This window comes from Aquincola tertiaricarbonis (genome assembly GCF_023573145.1).
GTDB classification, from domain to species: domain Bacteria; phylum Pseudomonadota; class Gammaproteobacteria; order Burkholderiales; family Burkholderiaceae_C; genus Aquincola; species Aquincola tertiaricarbonis_B.
On sequence record NZ_CP097635.1, the window covers coordinates 2,488,097 to 2,504,846 of the forward strand.

At 70.1% G+C, this 16,750-nt stretch carries 13 protein-coding genes; 3 read left to right on the forward strand and 10 right to left on the reverse strand.

Features of this window, described 5'->3' with window-relative positions:
• Position 1: 1 nt before the first annotated feature.
• The 4 genes from MW290_RS11455 to MW290_RS11470 all read right to left on the reverse strand — a co-directional run bounded on the left by MW290_RS11455 (position 2) and on the right by MW290_RS11470 (position 4,637).
• The gene (locus MW290_RS11455; protein WP_250194785.1) at positions 2-1,120 is read right to left on the reverse strand and encodes a PEP-CTERM sorting domain-containing protein; all 1,119 of its coding nucleotides are present in this window, start codon (positions 1,118-1,120) and stop codon (positions 2-4) included.
• Between the two features lie 76 nt (positions 1,121-1,196).
• A complete protein-coding gene (locus tag MW290_RS11460; protein ID WP_250194786.1) occupies positions 1,197-2,702 on the reverse strand; it encodes a hypothetical protein in 1,506 nt (501 codons plus the stop codon).
• Between the two features lie 125 nt (positions 2,703-2,827).
• A complete protein-coding gene (locus tag MW290_RS11465; RefSeq protein ID WP_250194787.1) occupies positions 2,828-3,568 on the reverse strand; it encodes a PEP-CTERM sorting domain-containing protein in 741 nt (246 codons plus the stop codon).
• Between the two features lie 265 nt (positions 3,569-3,833).
• The gene (locus tag MW290_RS11470) at positions 3,834-4,637 is read right to left on the reverse strand and encodes a LuxR C-terminal-related transcriptional regulator (RefSeq protein ID WP_250194788.1); all 804 of its coding nucleotides are present in this window, start codon (positions 4,635-4,637) and stop codon (positions 3,834-3,836) included.
• A gap of 189 nt (positions 4,638-4,826) precedes the next feature.
• On the opposite strand from MW290_RS11470, the gene MW290_RS11475 reads away from it, so the two are divergent.
• The gene (locus tag MW290_RS11475; RefSeq protein ID WP_250194789.1) at positions 4,827-6,401 is read left to right on the forward strand and encodes a S8 family serine peptidase; all 1,575 of its coding nucleotides are present in this window, start codon (positions 4,827-4,829) and stop codon (positions 6,399-6,401) included.
• Here MW290_RS11475 and MW290_RS11480 read toward each other — a convergent pair.
• The 3 genes from MW290_RS11480 to MW290_RS11490 form a co-directional block, all read right to left on the reverse strand.
• Positions 6,380-6,904, reverse strand: coding sequence for a PEP-CTERM sorting domain-containing protein (locus MW290_RS11480; RefSeq protein ID WP_250194790.1), 525 nt, complete (start codon positions 6,902-6,904; stop codon positions 6,380-6,382). The two genes, MW290_RS11475 and MW290_RS11480, sit on opposite strands and share 22 nt — an antisense overlap.
• A 40-nt stretch (positions 6,905-6,944) precedes the next feature.
• Positions 6,945-8,360 carry an aminotransferase class V-fold PLP-dependent enzyme gene (locus tag MW290_RS11485; RefSeq protein ID WP_250194791.1) on the reverse strand — a complete coding sequence of 472 codons (1,416 nt, stop codon included), beginning with the start codon at positions 8,358-8,360 and terminating at the stop codon, positions 6,945-6,947.
• 144 nt (positions 8,361-8,504) lie between these two features.
• The gene (locus MW290_RS11490) at positions 8,505-8,969 is read right to left on the reverse strand and encodes a RidA family protein (RefSeq protein WP_310740077.1); all 465 of its coding nucleotides are present in this window, start codon (positions 8,967-8,969) and stop codon (positions 8,505-8,507) included.
• A 491-nt stretch (positions 8,970-9,460) separates the two neighbouring features.
• Between MW290_RS11490 and MW290_RS11495 the strand changes: the two genes are divergently transcribed.
• Positions 9,461-10,297 (forward strand): alpha/beta fold hydrolase, encoded by an 837-nt coding sequence (locus MW290_RS11495; RefSeq protein WP_250196659.1) that lies wholly within the window; start codon positions 9,461-9,463, stop codon positions 10,295-10,297.
• A 31-nt stretch (positions 10,298-10,328) separates the two neighbouring features.
• Here the strand turns inward: MW290_RS11495 and MW290_RS11500 are convergent, their stop codons facing one another.
• Complete coding sequence (locus MW290_RS11500) at positions 10,329-12,395, reverse strand: putative bifunctional diguanylate cyclase/phosphodiesterase (RefSeq protein WP_250194792.1); 2,067 nt, start codon at positions 12,393-12,395, stop codon at positions 10,329-10,331.
• A 158-nt stretch (positions 12,396-12,553) separates the two neighbouring features.
• On the reverse strand, positions 12,554-14,347 hold the full coding sequence (locus tag MW290_RS11505; RefSeq protein ID WP_250194793.1) for an EAL domain-containing protein: 1,794 nt from the start codon (positions 14,345-14,347) through the stop codon (positions 12,554-12,556).
• A 214-nt stretch (positions 14,348-14,561) separates the two neighbouring features.
• On the opposite strand from MW290_RS11505, the gene MW290_RS11510 reads away from it, so the two are divergent.
• Positions 14,562-15,119, forward strand: a complete 558-nt coding sequence (locus MW290_RS11510) for a DUF2878 domain-containing protein (RefSeq protein WP_250194794.1) — start codon at positions 14,562-14,564, stop codon at positions 15,117-15,119.
• Positions 15,120-15,137: 18 nt separating this feature from the next.
• Here the strand turns inward: MW290_RS11510 and MW290_RS11515 are convergent, their stop codons facing one another.
• Positions 15,138-16,694, reverse strand: a complete 1,557-nt coding sequence (locus tag MW290_RS11515; RefSeq protein ID WP_250194795.1) for a methyl-accepting chemotaxis protein — start codon at positions 16,692-16,694, stop codon at positions 15,138-15,140.
• Positions 16,695-16,750: the final 56 nt, after the last annotated feature.

A 16,750-nucleotide genomic window follows, 5' to 3' on the forward strand; every position in this document is an offset into this window, starting at 1 on the left:
CTTATGCGCGGGTTCGCCGACGTGCCGCGGCGGCGGCCACGGCAGCGGCGCCCACGGCCATCAAGGCCACGCTGGCGGGCTCGGGCACCGGGGCCGTCACGGGGTCCAGCGTCACGGCGCCCAGGCTCACCGGCCTGCTGGCGATGGTGGCCCGGCCTTCGGTGGCCAGCGCGGCCACGCCGGCCAGCGCGGTGACGCGAAAGCCCCCGTTCAGCTCGGTGCGGCCCACGCTGGCCGCAAAGGCCCGCTGCGCCGCGCTGGGGCCGGTGGTGAAGAGCGAGTAGCTGAGGATGTAGCGGCCGTTCAGCACGTCCAGGCCCCAGTAGCCGTCGTTGGTCAGGTTGTCGAACTCGTCGACGATCACCGGCGCATCGGTCGCCGCCTCGGGCCCCTGGTTCTGCAGCAGGTAGAACCAGGAAGAGCGGCCGACCGGGTTGGTGAGGTCGATGCCGGCGGCCGCACTCATGCGCCAGGGCTGGGCCGCGCTGTCGACGTAGCCCTGCTGGCCCTCGATGGTGTAGCTGCTGCCGTTGTAGTTCACGTCGGCCGCGCCGCCCGGGCCGCGGGCCCCGTGGAAGTTGAGCGCGTTGTTGGCGTCGGTGTTCAGGTCGGCGAAGTAGGTCGCCATCGCGGCGGTCGCGTCGGTGGCGAACTCGATGCTGGGCCGCGCCATCAGCTGGCGGTAGGCATTGCTCGTCTGCCCCTGCACCGTGGTGGCCCGCAGCGTGGTGGCCACGCGGTAGTCGCCGGCATCGCCGAAGCCCGAGGCGTCCACACCCGCCACGTACCAGAGCAGTCGATCCTTGGCGGTGCCCGCTTCCATGAACTTGGCCAGGGCCCGGTCGTTGGCCGGGTCCAGCGTCCAGAAGCGCTGGTAGCCGGCATCGGTCTGCGCCGTCTCCATGAAGCTTTCCATCGACACGCCGGTGTCGTAGGTGTAGGAAGCCTTGGCCACCGGGTCCCACACCGTCAGCACCAGTTCGGCGGGGTAGTTGTCGCCGTCCTGCGGCATGCCGATCACGGCCAGGACGGATGGGGCGGCGGCGGCCAGCGTGGCAGCGGCGAGCAGGCGGCTGCCGAGGGCAGCGCAGGCGCGCAGGGGCGGGAGCGAGCGGGGCATGGGAGTCACCTTCGTGAAATGCAAAGGCCGGGGTCCTGCCATCGCAGGGCCCCGGCACGCCTGATCGGCGAGGGACTTACTTGATGATGCGCAGCGGCGAGGCGCTGTTGTTGGCCTGGCGGGCGACGCGCGAGCCGAACAGCGCGGCATCACCGGTGGCGTCGGCATAGGTGCCGGCGTAGCTGGCGGGCGGCGACATCACGCCTTGCTGCGTGTTGGAGTCGGTCGCGGCCAGGGCCGAGGGCTTGCCCAGGTTGCTGCGCAGCGCGGTCAGGAAGGCGGCCTTCTCGCTGCCGGCCGGCACCACGGCCTTGTTCCACTGCATCGTGGCTTCGAACACGAAGGGGTAGTCGCCAGCCTTGGCCAGGGCGCGCACCGGGGCCACGCCGTCCAGCTTGACGAAGCGGTAGCCCTTGTCGCCGCCGTCACGCAGCGGGTTGTTCTCGCGGCCCAGCACGCCCAGGCCGTAGGCGATGCCGTCACCGTCGGCGGCTTCTTCCACGCTGTTGATGGTGTCGGCGGCCGAGACCTTGCCCAGGCCGTCTTCCACGTTGCCGGTGCCGGCGCCTTCCTGCACCACGAAGGCGGGGCCGGTCACGCGGTGCACCACCGTCGGGTTGCCGGCGCTGCCAGCCACGTTCAGCGGGGCCACGGCGCCCAGCTCGCTGCTGCCGTTGTTCAGGAAGAACACGTTGGAGGCGGCCTGCGTGCCAGAGCCTTCGGTGCGGCGGACGACGTTGATCGTCTTGGTCATCACGTTCGGATCGACGCTGGGCGGAATCACGATGTTCCAGCCGCGCTTGGTGGTGGCGTTGCCGTTGCCGCCGTTCAGGCCGCCGGTGGACAGCGCGGAGCGCACGAATTCGGTCGGCAGCGACGGAATGGTGGCCAGCGTGGCGGCGGTCCAGGTGTTCTGGTCGGCCGGCACGTCGATCATCTGGCCGCCCACGGGAATGATGCCCTGGGCCATCTGCAGCGCACGGTAGGCCTTCTTGTTCACGGCCACGCCGAAGATGCCCTGCACCAGCGGGGCCACGTCCAGGTTGGTCAGCTGCTCGTTGGTCAGCGCGGGCGTGCCGGCGGGCAGGTTCACGCTCTTTTGCAGCAGCGCGGGTTCCACGTCGGAGATGCCGGCGTCGGAGACGCGGTTCTCGGTGGTGCCGCACAGGAAGGGCGCGGCCACGGTGCCGGCACCGGCGGTGCAGCTGGCGCCGCTGATCACCATGTGCGCGATCGGGGCCGCAGTGGCCACCGGGTTCACGCCCTGGCCCGAACCGCCCTGGTCACGCTTGTAGATGACCACCGGGGTGCCGGCGCCCCAGGCACCGACGGCCTGGTTGAGCACGCCAGCGTAGGCGCGGTGGTTGTTGCCCGCCGCGTCGTTCTGGTAGCGGTGCATGTTGCTCAGGATTTCGCCGGCATAGGCGGCGAACGACAGGCGCAGGGCCGAGGCACCGGCAACGGTGACTTCCTTCAGCGAGCCGTTGGCGCGGGCGGCGTCCACTTCGGCGGGCGTCAGAGCATGGGCGGAGCCGATCGCGGCCAGCAGGGCGGCCGCGGCGATGGTGTGCAGACGGTTCATGTTGGGATCTCCTCTTGGCACGGGCGGGCAGGGCTCCGCCAGGCCGGGCCAGACAAGGCCCGGCTGGTGGAACCGGGTGGGGGAAAAAAGAACGGGGCTGCGGCCTTGCGCCGCAGCGTGCGGGATCAGCCGCGACGGCGACGGGCCAGGGCGGCCACACCAGCCAGGCCGGCCAGCATCAGGGCATAGGTGCCGGGTTCCGGCACGGCGGCCACGGTGTAGGTCAGCGTGGTGCCGTCGAAGGTGGCCTTGCCGGCCAGCTTGTTGACCACCGACTGCTCCAGGTTGTCATAGCTGCCGACGGTGATGTCGAACACGTCGGCGGTGCCACCGATGGCGTGGTCGATGTACAGGCCCGGGGGGCCGAACAGGATCTCGTCACGGTAGAAGGCTTCGGTGCCCTTGGGGTTGTAGCTGTCGCCGTTGACGGCGAAGTCCAGCGTGTGCGTGCCGGTCTGGTTCACGGTCTGCGCATAGGTGCCGGCATTGGGCGTGATGGTGTTGGTGGTGGTGTTGTTCACGATCGGCGACAGGTTGTCCTTCTGCGTGACCAGCAGGTGGAACTCGCCGATGTCGCCGAAACCTTCACCGTCGGCCGCCACCAGGCCCCAGCGGGTGGTGGAGGTGTTGGGGTTGGCGGCGATGAACTTGCTCCACTCGCCACCCAGCACCGAGCGCGAGAAGCTGAAGCCGGCGGTGGCGCCCAGCATGTCGTCGACGGTGATGCCGGTGTCCAGCGCGTAGCTGCCGTTCTCGTTCCACACGAGCATGAACAGCTCGGCGCCGTTGTCGGTGTTGATGGCCGCGAAGGCGGCGGGCAGCGTGAGGGCAAGGCCGACGGCCGCCGCGAGTTTCTTCAGTTGCATGGAATCCTCCTTGAGGGAACGTTTGGATGGTCAGTGGCCGCTTCCTGGGCAGCGGCACCACGCAACGGCCTGGAGGGGCTGTCGCATGGGTCGCCGCCTAAAGATCGACCGCTGGCATCGACAGTCCCGGATGGGCAGGATCTGCGTTGCGGCGGAGGCATCGGGCGGGCTGCTTGCCGGGCGGCAAAGAGCGGGCAGGCCCCACTATGGCGCTTGCTCGTGAATCATCGAAGAGCGGCTGCGCGCTGCCAATGAGCCGAGCGGATCATTCGAGCGGCGGCAGGTCGGTGCACAGCAGCATGTTGCGGGTCATGGCCAGCGCCACGGCCTGCGCGCGGTTGCTGGCGCCCAGCTTGCGCAGGATCTTCTGGATGTGGTTCTTCACCGTCAGCGGGCTGATGCCCAGCAGCTCGCCGATCTGCTGGTTGCTCTTGCCTTCGCGCACCCAGCCCAGGATCTGGCGCTCGCGCTCGGTCACCGAGGCGTGGGCCGTGCCCGGGCGCTGCTGCACCGGCGGTGGCAGGTTGTTCATCTCCTGCTCGGTGGCCTGCACACGCAGATAGGTGGCATGCAGCTGGGGCAGCAGCAGCTCCAGGTGCAGCACCTGCTGGCTGGCCGCCGGCTGGCCGGGCTGCGCGAACACGAAGAAGCTCTCCAGCTCGGCCGGGCGCTGCGGCCGCGACACGCCATGCACCGCCACCGCGCCCAGGGCCGGGCCGGCGCTCAGCGGCATGCCGGCCTCGGCGAGGTCGACCACCAGCGCGCGGCCGCGGGCCTCCATCCAGCGGCCCACCAGCGCCATCATCAGCGGCGAGCGGGCATCGGTCAGCAGCGCCATCACCTCGTCGGCCAGCATGGTGCTCTGGAACACCTCGAACACCAGCTCGCGCCGGCCGCGGTGGTAGGCGCCGCACACCGCCACCGTGTGCGGCAGCAGCGTGTGCAGTTGCGTCTGCAGCCACACGAAGAACTGGTAGCGCCGCCGCACCTGGGGTGCGGACTCGATCGCGCGCACCAGGGATTCGGCATGCCGCGGTGTCAGGAGCACCGAGTCGTCCATGTAATGCATGTGGAACGCAAGTGTCGAAACGTTGCAGTTTCGTCGCCGAAGATGACCGGCTGTTGCATGCGATGCGCCGTACGGACTAGGCAGCACCCGCAGGCCAGGGGGGTGTCGGCGGCGCATGGTCCGAACGGCCCATGGTCCACGCGCCGGCTTCACGGGGGGCTCAAATGCGCTGCGTAGATTGCGGACCGCATGAGCCATTCAGACCCGTTCCTGCGGCGCATGCGCCTTGTCGTCCAGCGCTCACCAGCGCTGGTGTTGCTGCCCGTGCTGCTGGCGGTCGGCCAGGTGGCTGCCGCCGCCCCTGCGCGCGAGCAGCGCATGGACGTGATGCCGTCCGACGCCCGCTTCGGCCAGCAGTGGTGGCTGCGGGCGGTGGCCGCCGGCAACACCGGCGCTGCCGGACTGGCCACGTCCTGGAGCCGGTCCACCGGCGCGCCGGTGTCGGGCAGCGGGCCGGTGGTGGCGGTGCTCGATTCCGGCATCACCACCCACCCCGAGCTGGACGCGCGCCGCCTGCCCGGCTACGACTTCGTCAGCGATGCGGTGTACGCCGGCGACGGCAACGGCCGCGACAACGACCCCACCGACTCCGGCGATGCCATCACCACCGCCGAGCGGCTGGCCAACCCGTCGGCCTTCAGCGGCTGCCCCGATGCGCCGTTTTCCAGCTGGCACGGCACGGTGATCGCCGGCCAGGTGGCGGCGGTGAGCAACAACGGCGAGGGCGTGGCCGCCGCCAACTGGAACGGCCGCTTTCTGCCGGTGCGGGTGGCCGGCAAGTGCGGCGCGGCGGTGGCCGACATCATCGACGGCCTGCGCTGGGCCGCGGGCCTGCCGGTGGCCGGCGTGCCGGCCAATGCCAACCCGGCCCGCATCATCGTGCTGGGCTATGGCGCGCCCGAAGCCTGCGACGTGACCAGCGGCAATGCCGAGGTGGCCCGCGTGGCGCGCCTTTACACCGACGCGCTGGCCGAGGTGCGCGCCGCCGGTGCGCTGGTGATCGCCGCGGCCGGCAATCTGCGCAGCGGCGTGGCGCGGCCGGCCAGCTGCACCGGGGCCTTTGCCGTCACCTCGCTCAACCGCGAAGGCTACAAGGCCAACTACGCCAACTTCGGCCCGCAGGTGGCGCTGGCCACGACGGGCGGCGACATGGCGGCCGGCAACACCTGCGACGAAGAGCTGGCCGATGCGGGCATCGTCTCCACCGGCAACCTGGGCGAGACCGTGGCCGGTCAGGCCGGCTACGTGGCCGCTTCAGGCAGCAGCTTTGCGGGTCCGGTGGTGGGCGGCACCGCAGCGCTGATGCTGGCGGTGAACCCGACCCTGACGGTGGCCGAACTGACCGACGGCCTGACCCGCAGCGCGCGCCCGCATGTGCAGGTGCCGCTGCTGGGCAGCTGCAGCAGCCGCCTGCCCGGGCGCTGCACCTGCACCACCACCACCTGCGGTGCCGGCGTGCTGGACGCCGACCAGGCGCTGGTGTTCGCGGCCGCGCCGCGCAGCTATGCGGCCCCGGCCCGCAGCGCGCCCACCCTGGACGACGCGCGCCTGCGCACCTGCGCGCAGAAGCTGGGCCTGCCGCTGCCACCGTCGGGCGGCGCCAGCCAGCCCACGCCTGAACCCACGCCGACTCCCACGCCCACGCCGGACAACGGCGGTGGTGGTGGTGGTGGTGGTGCGATGAGCCTCGAAGCCGGCCTCGGCCTGCTGGCCGCCTGCGCGGCCCTGCGTGCGCTGCAGGCTCAGCGCCGCCGGCGCAGGTAGCCGATGGCCGCCAGGCCCATGGCCAGCATCAGGTAGGTGGAAGGTTCGGGCACGGCGGCGATGCTGCCGGGCCCGGTGATGCTGTTGCTGAAGAGGCCGCTGTCTCCCACGCCGGTGGTCACGAAGGTGTAGCGCACGCCCGCCGTCAGCCCCCATGAAAAGCCGGCCTGGCCGACGGTGGTGCCGCCCAGGTCGTCGTTGGCCACCAGCGCGCCGGTCAGCGGCTGGGTCGGGTTGAACGACGGCCCATACAGCAGCACGAAGTTGTCCCAGCCGCCTTGCGCCGTGCTCAGGAAGTTGTAGAAGCCGGTGCTGCCCACGGTGAACTCGAAGGCGCTGTAGGCCGTGTCGGTCATCGTGACGAAGTCCAGCGTTTCCACCGGACGGTTGAAGGTGGCACCGCCGACGGTGGTGCCGCCGTAGTCCAGCGTGGCGGCCAGTGCCGCGGGGCCGGCCAGCAGCAATGCGGCGGCCAGCGCCAGCGTGGAAGGCTTGCAGTTCATGGTGTGTCTCCTGCCTGTGGGGTGTGTGGGCGTGGCGCGCTCAGCGGCCGGCCAGCATCAGCTTGGTCAGTTCGCGCATCGAGGCCACCAGCCGGTCCACGTCCTGCGTGGAATGGAAGAGGTGGGTGGAGATGCGCACCGGGTGGTGGGCGGCGGTGGAGCCCGGCACCGGCACCGCGGTGTTGCGGATGACGATGCCGTACTGCGTGCGCAGCCGCTCAACGAAGGTGCTGGACTGGGCCGATTCGGCCGTGGCTGCGCCGCTGCCCGCCGCCAGCGCCAGCGAAGGCCCGTGGAAGGGGTTGAAGGAGGTGAGCGCCGACACCAGTTCGGGGTCGCCCATCGGTGAGTACAGCTTGGCCGTGCCCCATACCTGCGCGATCTTCTGCTTGAGGTAGGCCGACAGCGCCAGGTCGTGCGCCTCGATGGCGGCGCGGCCGATCTCGTCCCACCAGGTGCAGCATTCGCTCAGCACCTTGAGCATCGGGTAGTTGGGGTTGCCGATGCTCTGCACCCGCGTGCCGATCTGGTAGCTGGCCGCATTGGCATTGGTGCGCGGGCCGGTGAGCGCGGTGTTGTTGGTGTTGGTGGGCCAGAAGTTGAAGAGCGGCCGCGGGTTGAAGCTGCTGACGCGGTTGCGGATGTAGAGGATGCCGGTGCCCCCCGGCCCGCATTGCCACTTGTGGCCCGAGCAGCCCCAGAAGTCGATGCCCGTCTCATGGAACTTGATGTTGAACATGCCGGTGGCGTGGGCGCCATCGACGATGGTCATGATGTTGTTCTGCTGGGCCAGCATCGCCAGCCGCTTGTAGGGCAGCATGGTGCCGGTAAGGAAGGTGGGCGCCGAGAACACGAAGGCCTTGGTCTTGGCGGTGATGGCCGCGGCGAACAGGTTCACGTAGTCCTGCGCGGTCTGGTTGTTGCCCACCGGCAGCTCCACCCGCTTGATGACCACGCCCTTGCGCCAGGCCAGCAGGTTCATCGGGCCGTTGCCGCCTGGGTGCTCGTGGTTGGTGGTGATGATCTCGTCGCCGGCGTTCAGCTCCACGCCGGCCAGGATCTTGTTCATCCCGTCGGTGGTGTTGTAGGTCATCACCAGCTCTTCGGTCTCGCAGCCGAAGCCGGCGGCGATGGCCTGGCGCATCGGCGTGGTGCCGCCCAGCGTCTCGCGCGGGTTGCGTGCCACCTCGCGGTTGTAGTCGTCGAAGGCCTTGAGCAGGTGCACCGGCGTGGAGCCGGTGGTGCCCACGTTCATGTACAGGATGGACGGGTCCAGCGCGAAGGCGGGCTGCGGTTCGCCCATCACATGGTTGGTGGCGGCAAAGGCCTGCGGGCTGACCAGCGGCAGCGTGCCCGCTGCCAGCGTGCCGGCGCCCGCGCCCACCAGCCTGAAGAAGCGGCGCCGCCCGGCCTCGGGCTGCGCGGTGGACATGAGCGGGTCGTGATGCTCTGACATGGGGGCTTCCTTCCGTACTGCTGTGGAGAGAAACGGGCGCAAAGCGGCGCCCGACGCGTGGGAACGCTCGGTCAACCAGTCAAAGAGAACCGAAGGCCGGGGCGGGCCGCATTGCGCGGCGGCCCCGGGGCGCGGTGCGGGCGGCTAGCGGGCCGCCACCGCGGAGATTTCCACCGCCACGTCGCGCGGCAGGCGGGCCACCTGCACCGTCGCACGGGCGGGCGGCTTGTCCTTGAAGTAGGTCGCGTAGACGGCGTTCATCTTCGCGAAGTCGTTCAGGTCCTTCATGAACACGTGGGTCAGCACCACGTCGTCCAGCGTCATGCCGTTGGCGGCCAGCACCGCCTTGAGGTTGTCCAGCACCAGGCGGGTCTGCTCCTCGATGGAGCCGGTGTTCACCTGGTTGGTCTTCGGGTCGATCGGGATCTGGCCCGCCAGGTACAGCGTGCTGCCGTGGCGGATGGCCTGTGAGTAGGGGCCGATGGCGGCCGGGGCGTCCGGGCTGGCGATGACCTGCTTGCCGCCCATCGGGGGCGCGGCGCAGGCCGACAACAGCAGGGTGGCGACACAGGCGAGCGCGCCGGTCGCGGCGCGGTGGAACTGCAGCATGGACCTGTCTCCTGGCTGGGTGCACCGTGTCGGCATCACCCTTGTTGTGTTGGCACCTTCAAGGTGCGAATTCACTCTATCCACGCCCCTGTTGAGTGCAAAGAACGTGTAAACCCGAATGAACAAACGTGAACGTCCGCGCCGGCGTGCACAGCGTTTGTGCATTTGGATACATGCCATCGCCGCAGGGTGATGGCGGCTTCGCGGAAGTGTCACGCTGCCTCTTCCCAATGGGCGAGGCCGCAGCCTCCCCAGCGCCGGATGCGGGCGGGGCGGGCCGCTCCTACGCTGATGGCATCGAAGCATTGCGCCTGCCTTGCCGCGGCGTTCCCGCCATGTCTCACGAAGAGTTGATCGACCGCCTGCGCCGCCAGCTGCTGGCCGGCGGCGCGCTGGCCGCCGCCGGCCTGGCGCTGCCCCTGCAGGCCCAGGCCGCCACCGCATCCCCCACCCCCGCCGCCCGACGCGGCGCATCACCAGGAGAGACCCGCATGGGCACCATCACCACCAAGGACGGCACCGAGATCTTCTTCAAGGACTGGGGCCCGAAAAACGCCCAGCCCATCATGTTCCACCACGGCTGGCCGCTGTCTTCCGACGACTGGGACACGCAGATGCTGTTCTTCGTGCAGCGCGGCTTCCGCGTGGTGGCGCACGACCGCCGCGGCCATGGCCGCAGCGCCCAGGTGCCCGAAGGCCACGACATGGACCATTACGCCGCCGACGCTTTCGCGGTGGCCGAGCACCTGGACCTGCGCAATGCAGTGCACATCGGCCACTCCACCGGTGGCGGCGAAGTGGCCCGCTACGTGGCCAGGCACGGCCAGCCCGCGGGCCGCGTGGCCAAGGCGGTGCTGGTGGCCGCGGTGCCGCCCATCATGCTCAAGACGCCGGCCTATCCCGGTGGCCTGCCGATGGAGGTGTTCGACGGCTTCCGCAAGGGGGTGGCCGACAACCGCGCCCAGATGTTCCTGGACGTGCCGGCCGGCCCGTTCTACGGCTTCAACCGGCCGGGCGCCAAGGTGTACGAGGGCGTGATCCGCAACTGGTGGCGCCAGGGCATGATGGGCAGCGCCAAGGCCCATTACGACGGCATCAAGGCCTTCTCGGAAACCGACCAGACCGAAGACCTGAAGGCCATCACGGTGCCCACGCTGGTGATGCACGGCGAGGACGACCAGATCGTGCCGATCGACAACTCGGCCCGGCTGGCCGTCAAGCTGCTCAAGAACGGCACGCTCAAGACCTACCCCGGCCTGTCGCACGGCATGCTCACCGTCAACGCCGACGTGCTCAACGCCGACCTGTTGGCCTTCATCAAGGGCTGAGCGGCACCGCCGCCGGGAGCGGCGAGCCAGCTCAGGCCGCGGCGGCGGTGGGCACGCTGAGCGTGCTGCCGCGCCGCAGCAGCAGCTCGAAGGCCTCTTCGGGCAACGGCCGGCTGAACAGGTAGCCCTGCTGCAGCTCGCAGCCGCGGGCCAGCAGGAACTGCGACTGCTCGTCCGTCTCCACGCCTTCGGCGACCACCTGCAGGCCCAGCTCGCGGCCCAGTGTGATGATGGCCGTGGCCAGCGCGCTGTCGCGGCCGCCCCGGGCGACGTCGGTGATGAAGGCGCGGTCGATCTTCAGCTCGTTCATCGGCAGCCGTTGCAGGTGGCTCAGCGACGAATAGCCGGTGCCGAAGTCGTCCAGCGACAGACCGAAGCCGCGGTCGCGCAGCCGCGCCAGCACCTGGCTGGTGGCGGGCAGGTCGCGCATCAGCATGGTCTCGGTCAGCTCCAGCATCAGGCTGGCCGGGCTGAGCCGGTGACGTTGCATCAGGCGCTCCAGCTGCTCCAGCAGGCTGGGGTCGGCCAGGCTGGAAGCGGGCAGGTTGACCGACAGCGGCACGGTGCGCAGGCCGCGGTCGGACCAACGGCGCAGGCTGGCGCAGGCGGCTTCCAGCACCCAGTCGGTGAGTGGGCCGATGAGGCCGCATTCTTCGGCCATCGGGATGAAGCGGCCCGGTGGCACCAGGCCGCGCTGCGGATGCTGCCAGCGCACCAGCGCCTCGGCCCCCATCAACGCGCCGTTGCGCGCATCCACCTTGGCTTGGTAGTGCATGCACAGCTGCCCGCCCTGGATGGCTTGGCGCAGCTCGTTTTCCAGCAGCACGCGGTCACGGGCGCCGGCATTGAGTTCGCGATCGAAGAAGAGGTGCTGCGCCCCGCCCGCATCGCGTGCGGCGCGGGCGGCCTGCTCGGCGCAGCGGGTCAGGCCGGCCAGGTCGGTGCCGTCGCCGGGGTACATCGCGATGCCCACGCTGGCCGACAGCATCACCGGCTGCCCGGCCACGATGACCGGTTGCCCCACGGCCGCCAGCAGCCGCTGGGCGATGGCCGAGGCACGCTCCTGCCCCGGCAGGTCGGCCACCAGCACCATGAAGGCGTTGTCGCTGAAGCGGGCCAGCACGCCGGTGTCGCCCGTCTCGCCCGCCGGGGGGCTGGTGACCACCACGTCGGCGCCGCGGATGCAGGCGCGCAGCCGCTGGGCCACCGTGGCCAGCGCCGCATCCACCGGGCCGCGGCCGAAGGCTTCGTTCACGCCGCGCAGGCGGTCCACTTCCACGTGCAGCACCGCGCAGGCCTGGTCCTCGGCCTGGGCGCGCTCCAGCGCGGGGGCGGCCAGCTCGGTGAAGCGGCGGCGGTTGGGCAGGCCGGTCACTTCGTCGTAATGGGCCAGCTGCAGCGCGCGCTGCTCGGCCGCGATGCGCGAATCGTCCAGCGCCACGCGGGCCACGAATTCCTTGCGCAGCACGAACTCGCGCCACCAGCCGATGCCGGCCGCCAGCAGGAACACCGTGACCACGTGGTACGACCAGTAGGCCGCTTCTTCGCCCGACATGCTGGCGTAGCGCCACAGCGCCAGCTCGAACGCGGCGACGATGGCCAGGCCCGCCACCAGCGCATGGCGGAACTGCACGCCCAGGATGACGAAGCAGTAGAACTGCAGGAAGGTGAAGTTGAGCACGCCCACCCAGCTGCGCAGCCCGGCGCCGCCTTCGGCGTCGATCCTTACCAGGATGGTGAACAGGCACATGGCCACGGTGACGATGAAGCCGGCCATCACCGCCTGCCAGTGCCGGCGCGCGACGCTGGTGAAGGAAAAGGCCAGCCCCGCCAGCAGCACCGGCAGCGCCAGCGTCAGCCGCTGCAGGTTGGCCGGACCCGGACCGAAGGCGATGCGGTCGGCCAGGTAGTCGCCGACGATCAGCAGCAGGCCCAGCAGCAAGCTGGCCTGGGCATAGCGCAGGTAGAAGCCGACGTAGTGATCGAGGAAGCGTTGCTCGTAGCCGGCGTCTGAAAAGCGCAGCAGCAGCCGCAATGGCAGCTCTGCCGCCCCCCGGTCGGGTTTTCCACGCGAAGTCTTGACGGCGTGAACGCGCATGGGTCGGGTCACTCGGCACAGCAGAAGTCGGAGCATCGCGCAGCGGCACCGCCCATGCCACCCCTATCGACCCTTGCCTTTGCCTGCTGGAGCCGCCGCCCCAACAGCCGCCGCGGTGCAGCGTGAAACCTGCCACGCGGCGCGTCGTGTTTCGGCTGTCAGCCCGCGCCACCCACCCCCAGCACCTGCACCCCGCAGCCTGCATGCTTGGCCAGGCGCTTGGCAGCAGCGGCGGCGTTGGCCACGCCGTCGCTGCGGCGGTAGTCGCCGGGCCGCACCGGCACCGCGCCTATGCACAGCGTGGTACAGGGGTGAAAGCGCATCACGCCGTGGCGGTCCTCGGCCTGCAGGCCGCCGGCGGCCAGGGCCTCGGCGTCGAACAGGTCGCGGGCGCGCAGGTTGAATTCGTCGACGATGGCCTGGCAGCGCTGCAGCCAGTCGCCGCTCTGGAACACCACGATGAAGTCGTCGCCGCCCACGTGGCCGACGAAGTCGCGCTGCGGGTCGGCGTGGGCGGTGATCACCTGCGCCACCATGCGGATCATCTCGTCGCCGCGCCAGTAGCCGTACTGGTCGTTGAAGGGCTTGAAATGGTTCAGGTCGGCGTAGCAGGCCGCGAACTCGCAGCCGCCGTCCAGCAACCGGTCGATATGGTCGCTGATCGGGATGTTGCCCGGCAGGAAGGTCAGCGGGTTGGCATGCCGCGCGGCCTCGATGCGCGCCTCGGTCACGGCCCGCACCAGCTGGTCGCCGGTGCCCAGGCCTCGGTAGCGCCCGCCCTCGGTGACGATGAAGCCTTCAGTCAGGTAGCGCTGGTCGGCCGAGGTGAGCACCGACGTCAGCTCCGCGATGCCGGTGTGGATGTCCACGCACAGCGGGTTGGTGTTGCCGTGCATGGTGGCCGGGCGGCGCGCATACAGCTCGCGGAAATACGGCTGCGCATAGGCATGGATGAACTGCTGGCGGTTGAGCAGCGCCACCGGCCGTTCATCCTCCACCACCGCGATGGCATGCAGCGCCGGGTCGGCGGTGAAGCGGTTGAACACCTCGTCGTGCGTGATGGCCGAAGACACCGGCGGCAGCGGCCGGCACAGCTTGGCGGCGGTCAGGCCGCCGTGGTTGGCGGCGCGGCGGCGCTGCGGCAGCACCGCCACCTCGCGGCTGGTGAGCACGGCCAGCGCGCCGGGCAGCGGCGCCTGCGCCAGCGCGGCCTGCGGACGCCCCAGGCCGTAACCCTGGCCGAGGCCGATGCCCAGGTCACGCACCACGCGCAGGTCGTCGTCGGTCTCGATGCCTTCGGCTACCAGGGCCGAGCCGAAGGTCTCGGCGATGTGCATCAGCGCCCGCAGCGTCTGCAGCTTGTCGCCGTTGCGGGCCACTTCACGGGTGAAGTACTTGTCGATCTTGACGATCTCGGGCTTCAGCTCCGACCACAGCCGCAGGCTGGAGCGGCCGTCACCGAAGTCGTCCAGCGCCATGCCCACGCCGTGCCGGCGCAGCCACAGCACCGCATGCTGCAGCCGCTCCACGTCGCGCACGTGTTCATGCTCGGTGATCTCGATGACCAGCGCGCTGGGCGTCACGCCGCGGCTGCGCACCATCTCCATCAGCCGCTGCGGCTCCTGCACTTCCAGCAGCTGGGTGAGGGCGGCCGCGCTGAGGTTGACGAACAGCTTGCCGGTCGGGCGCTGGCGGCTCCAGCTCACCAGCGCGGCGCGCAGGCAGGCCAGCTCCAGTTCGATGCTCAGGCCCTCCTGGCGGGCGGCGGCGAACAAGGCGTCGGGATGGGCCCAGGGGCCGGCGCTGGGGCGCACCAGCGCCTCATGCCCGTGCAGGCTGCCATCGGCCAGCGACACGATGGGCTGGAAATGCATGGCCAGTGCACGCGCCTCGATCAGCGCGGCCACGGTGTCCGGCTCGCGCACGGGTTTGACGAGGGCGGTGCGGGTCATCCGCCGGGGCGGCGCCCGCAGATGGAAGCGGGTCGCTTCATGGCGGAACAACTCAGGAGTTGGCCGCCACTGTCTCCGCCCGCGGTGAAGGTTTCATGACAGGCCGGTCGCACACGGCCTGTCTCGGCTCGCCTCGGTTCTACTCAGCCGGTATCGTCTGGCCAACGAGGCCCTGGGGAACCCAGGCGTTCAGATCGTCCAACCGCGTCACCTCATGTCCCCACCTCCACGTCCCTGGCCCCGCCGTCTCCTGCCCTTCGCCCAGTTCGCGCTCACCCAGGCCGCCTGGTTCGCTTGCGTCCTTGGTGCGGCCCGGGGCCAGCCGGGCTGGGGAATCGCCGTCGCTGCCGTGGTGGTGGTGCTGAACTTCCTGGTGAGCGATCGGCGCCGCGCCGACGCGGCGCTGCTGCTGCTGGCGCTGGCCATCGGCCTGGCCTGGGACACGCTGCTGCTGCGGCTGGAGGTCGTGGTCTACGCCGCGCCGGGCCCGCTGGCCGGCTGGGCGCCGGGCTGGATCCTGGCGCTGTGGGCGCTGTTCGCGGTGCTGGTTCGCCAGCCGATGGCCTGGCTGCATGGCCGGCCGCTGCTGGCGGCGGCGCTGGGGGCCGTGGGCGGGCCGCTGTCGTATGCGAGTGCGGTGGCGCTGGGGGCCGGCACCTTGCCCGACCGGCCGATGGCGCTGGTGGTGCTGGCCGTGGGCTGGGCCGCCATCACGCCGGTGCTGACCGAGGCCGCACGCGCGCTGTCGGCGCGCGCCACGGCGCCTGGCTGACCGCCGGCCAGCCCCGGCTCACCCCAGCCGGAACACCTTCACCGCATCCACCAGCTGCACGGCCTGGCTGCGCAGCGATTCGGAGGCGGCGGCGCTTTGCTCCACCAGCGCGGCGTTCTGCTGCGTGGCATGGTCCAGCTGCTGCACGGCTTCGCTCACCTGGGCCACGCCGGAGCTCTGCTCGCCGCTGGCCGCGCTGATCTCGGTGACGATCTCGCTGACGCGCTGGATGGACGACACCACCTCGGACATCGTGGCGCCGGTCTTGTCCACCAGCAGGCTGCCTTGCTCCACCCGCTCGGTGCTGGCAGAGATCAGCGACTTGATCTCCTTGGCCGCCTCGGCGCTGCGCTGGGCCAGGCTGCGCACTTCACCGGCCACCACGGCAAAGCCGCGGCCCTGTTCGCCCGCACGTGCCGCTTCCACGGCGGCGTTCAAGGCCAGGATGTTGGTCTGGAAGGCGATGCCGTCGATCACGCTGGTGATCTCGGAGATCTTGGTGCTGCTTTCGTTGATGGCCTTCATGGTCTTGACGACCTCGTCCACCACTTCGCCTGCTTCGATGGCCACCTGCGATGCACGGCCCGACAACTGCGTGGCCAGCCGTGCATTGTCGGAATTGAGGCTGGACGCGCTGCCCAGCTGCTCCATCGAGGCGGCGGTCTCCTCCAGCGCCGAGGCCTGCTGCTCGGTGCGCATCGACAGGTCGTTGGTGCCGGCGGAGATCTCGCCCGCCGCGGTGGACACGCTCTCGGCCGATTGCCGCACCTGCTGGATCAGGCCGGCCAGCTGCAGCCGCATGCGATCGAGCTGGAACATCAGGCTCGACTGGTCCGAGGGCTGCGTCTGGAAATGCACGCGCAGGTCGCCGCTGGCGATGACGGTGGCCGCCTGGATGGTGTCCTTCGGGTCGGCGCCCAGCTGCTGCATCACCGAGCGCGTCATGAACAGGCCCAGCGCGCCGCCGATCACGGCGCCCCCCAGCACCATGCCCAGGATCCAGGTGGCGGTGGTGTCCACCAGATGGGTCACGCGTTCGGCACTGGCCTGGGCGTAGGCTTCCTGCAGCTTGCCGGCGTTGATGAACAGCTCACGCACCTTCACGTGCAGCGGGTCGGTGCTGGCCTTGAGCTCCTCCATCGCGCCGTCGTTGTTGCCGGCCTGGCCCAGCGCATACAGCCGGTTGACGGAGGCCATGTAGGTGCCCCAGACCTGCTTGAGTTCATCGCCCGTGCGGCGCATCTCCGGCGTGGGCGATTCGCTCACCAGGTAGCTGATGGCGGCTTCGACCGAGGCTTGCGTCTTCTCGTTTTGCGAAAGCGTCTGTTCCCGGCTCTTGGCATCGGGCTTCAGGATGAAGGGGTACATGCGCCGGAAGTGCACCGCGGCCTGCCGGCCGCCATCGACCACCAGGCGCAGCGGCACCACGGTGCCGGTGTACATCTCGCTTTGCGAGGCGCTGACGCTTCGCAGCTGCGTGATGCCGATGGCACCGACGGTGATCAGCGAGCAGACGAAGAAGGCAATGAGGATCAGCAGCTTCTTTGACAGGGCCAAGCTCTTCAACAGGTTCACGTCATTCCTTTCCATCCGATGAACGACCGGGGCGACAGTCCGCCTGCCGCGGACCC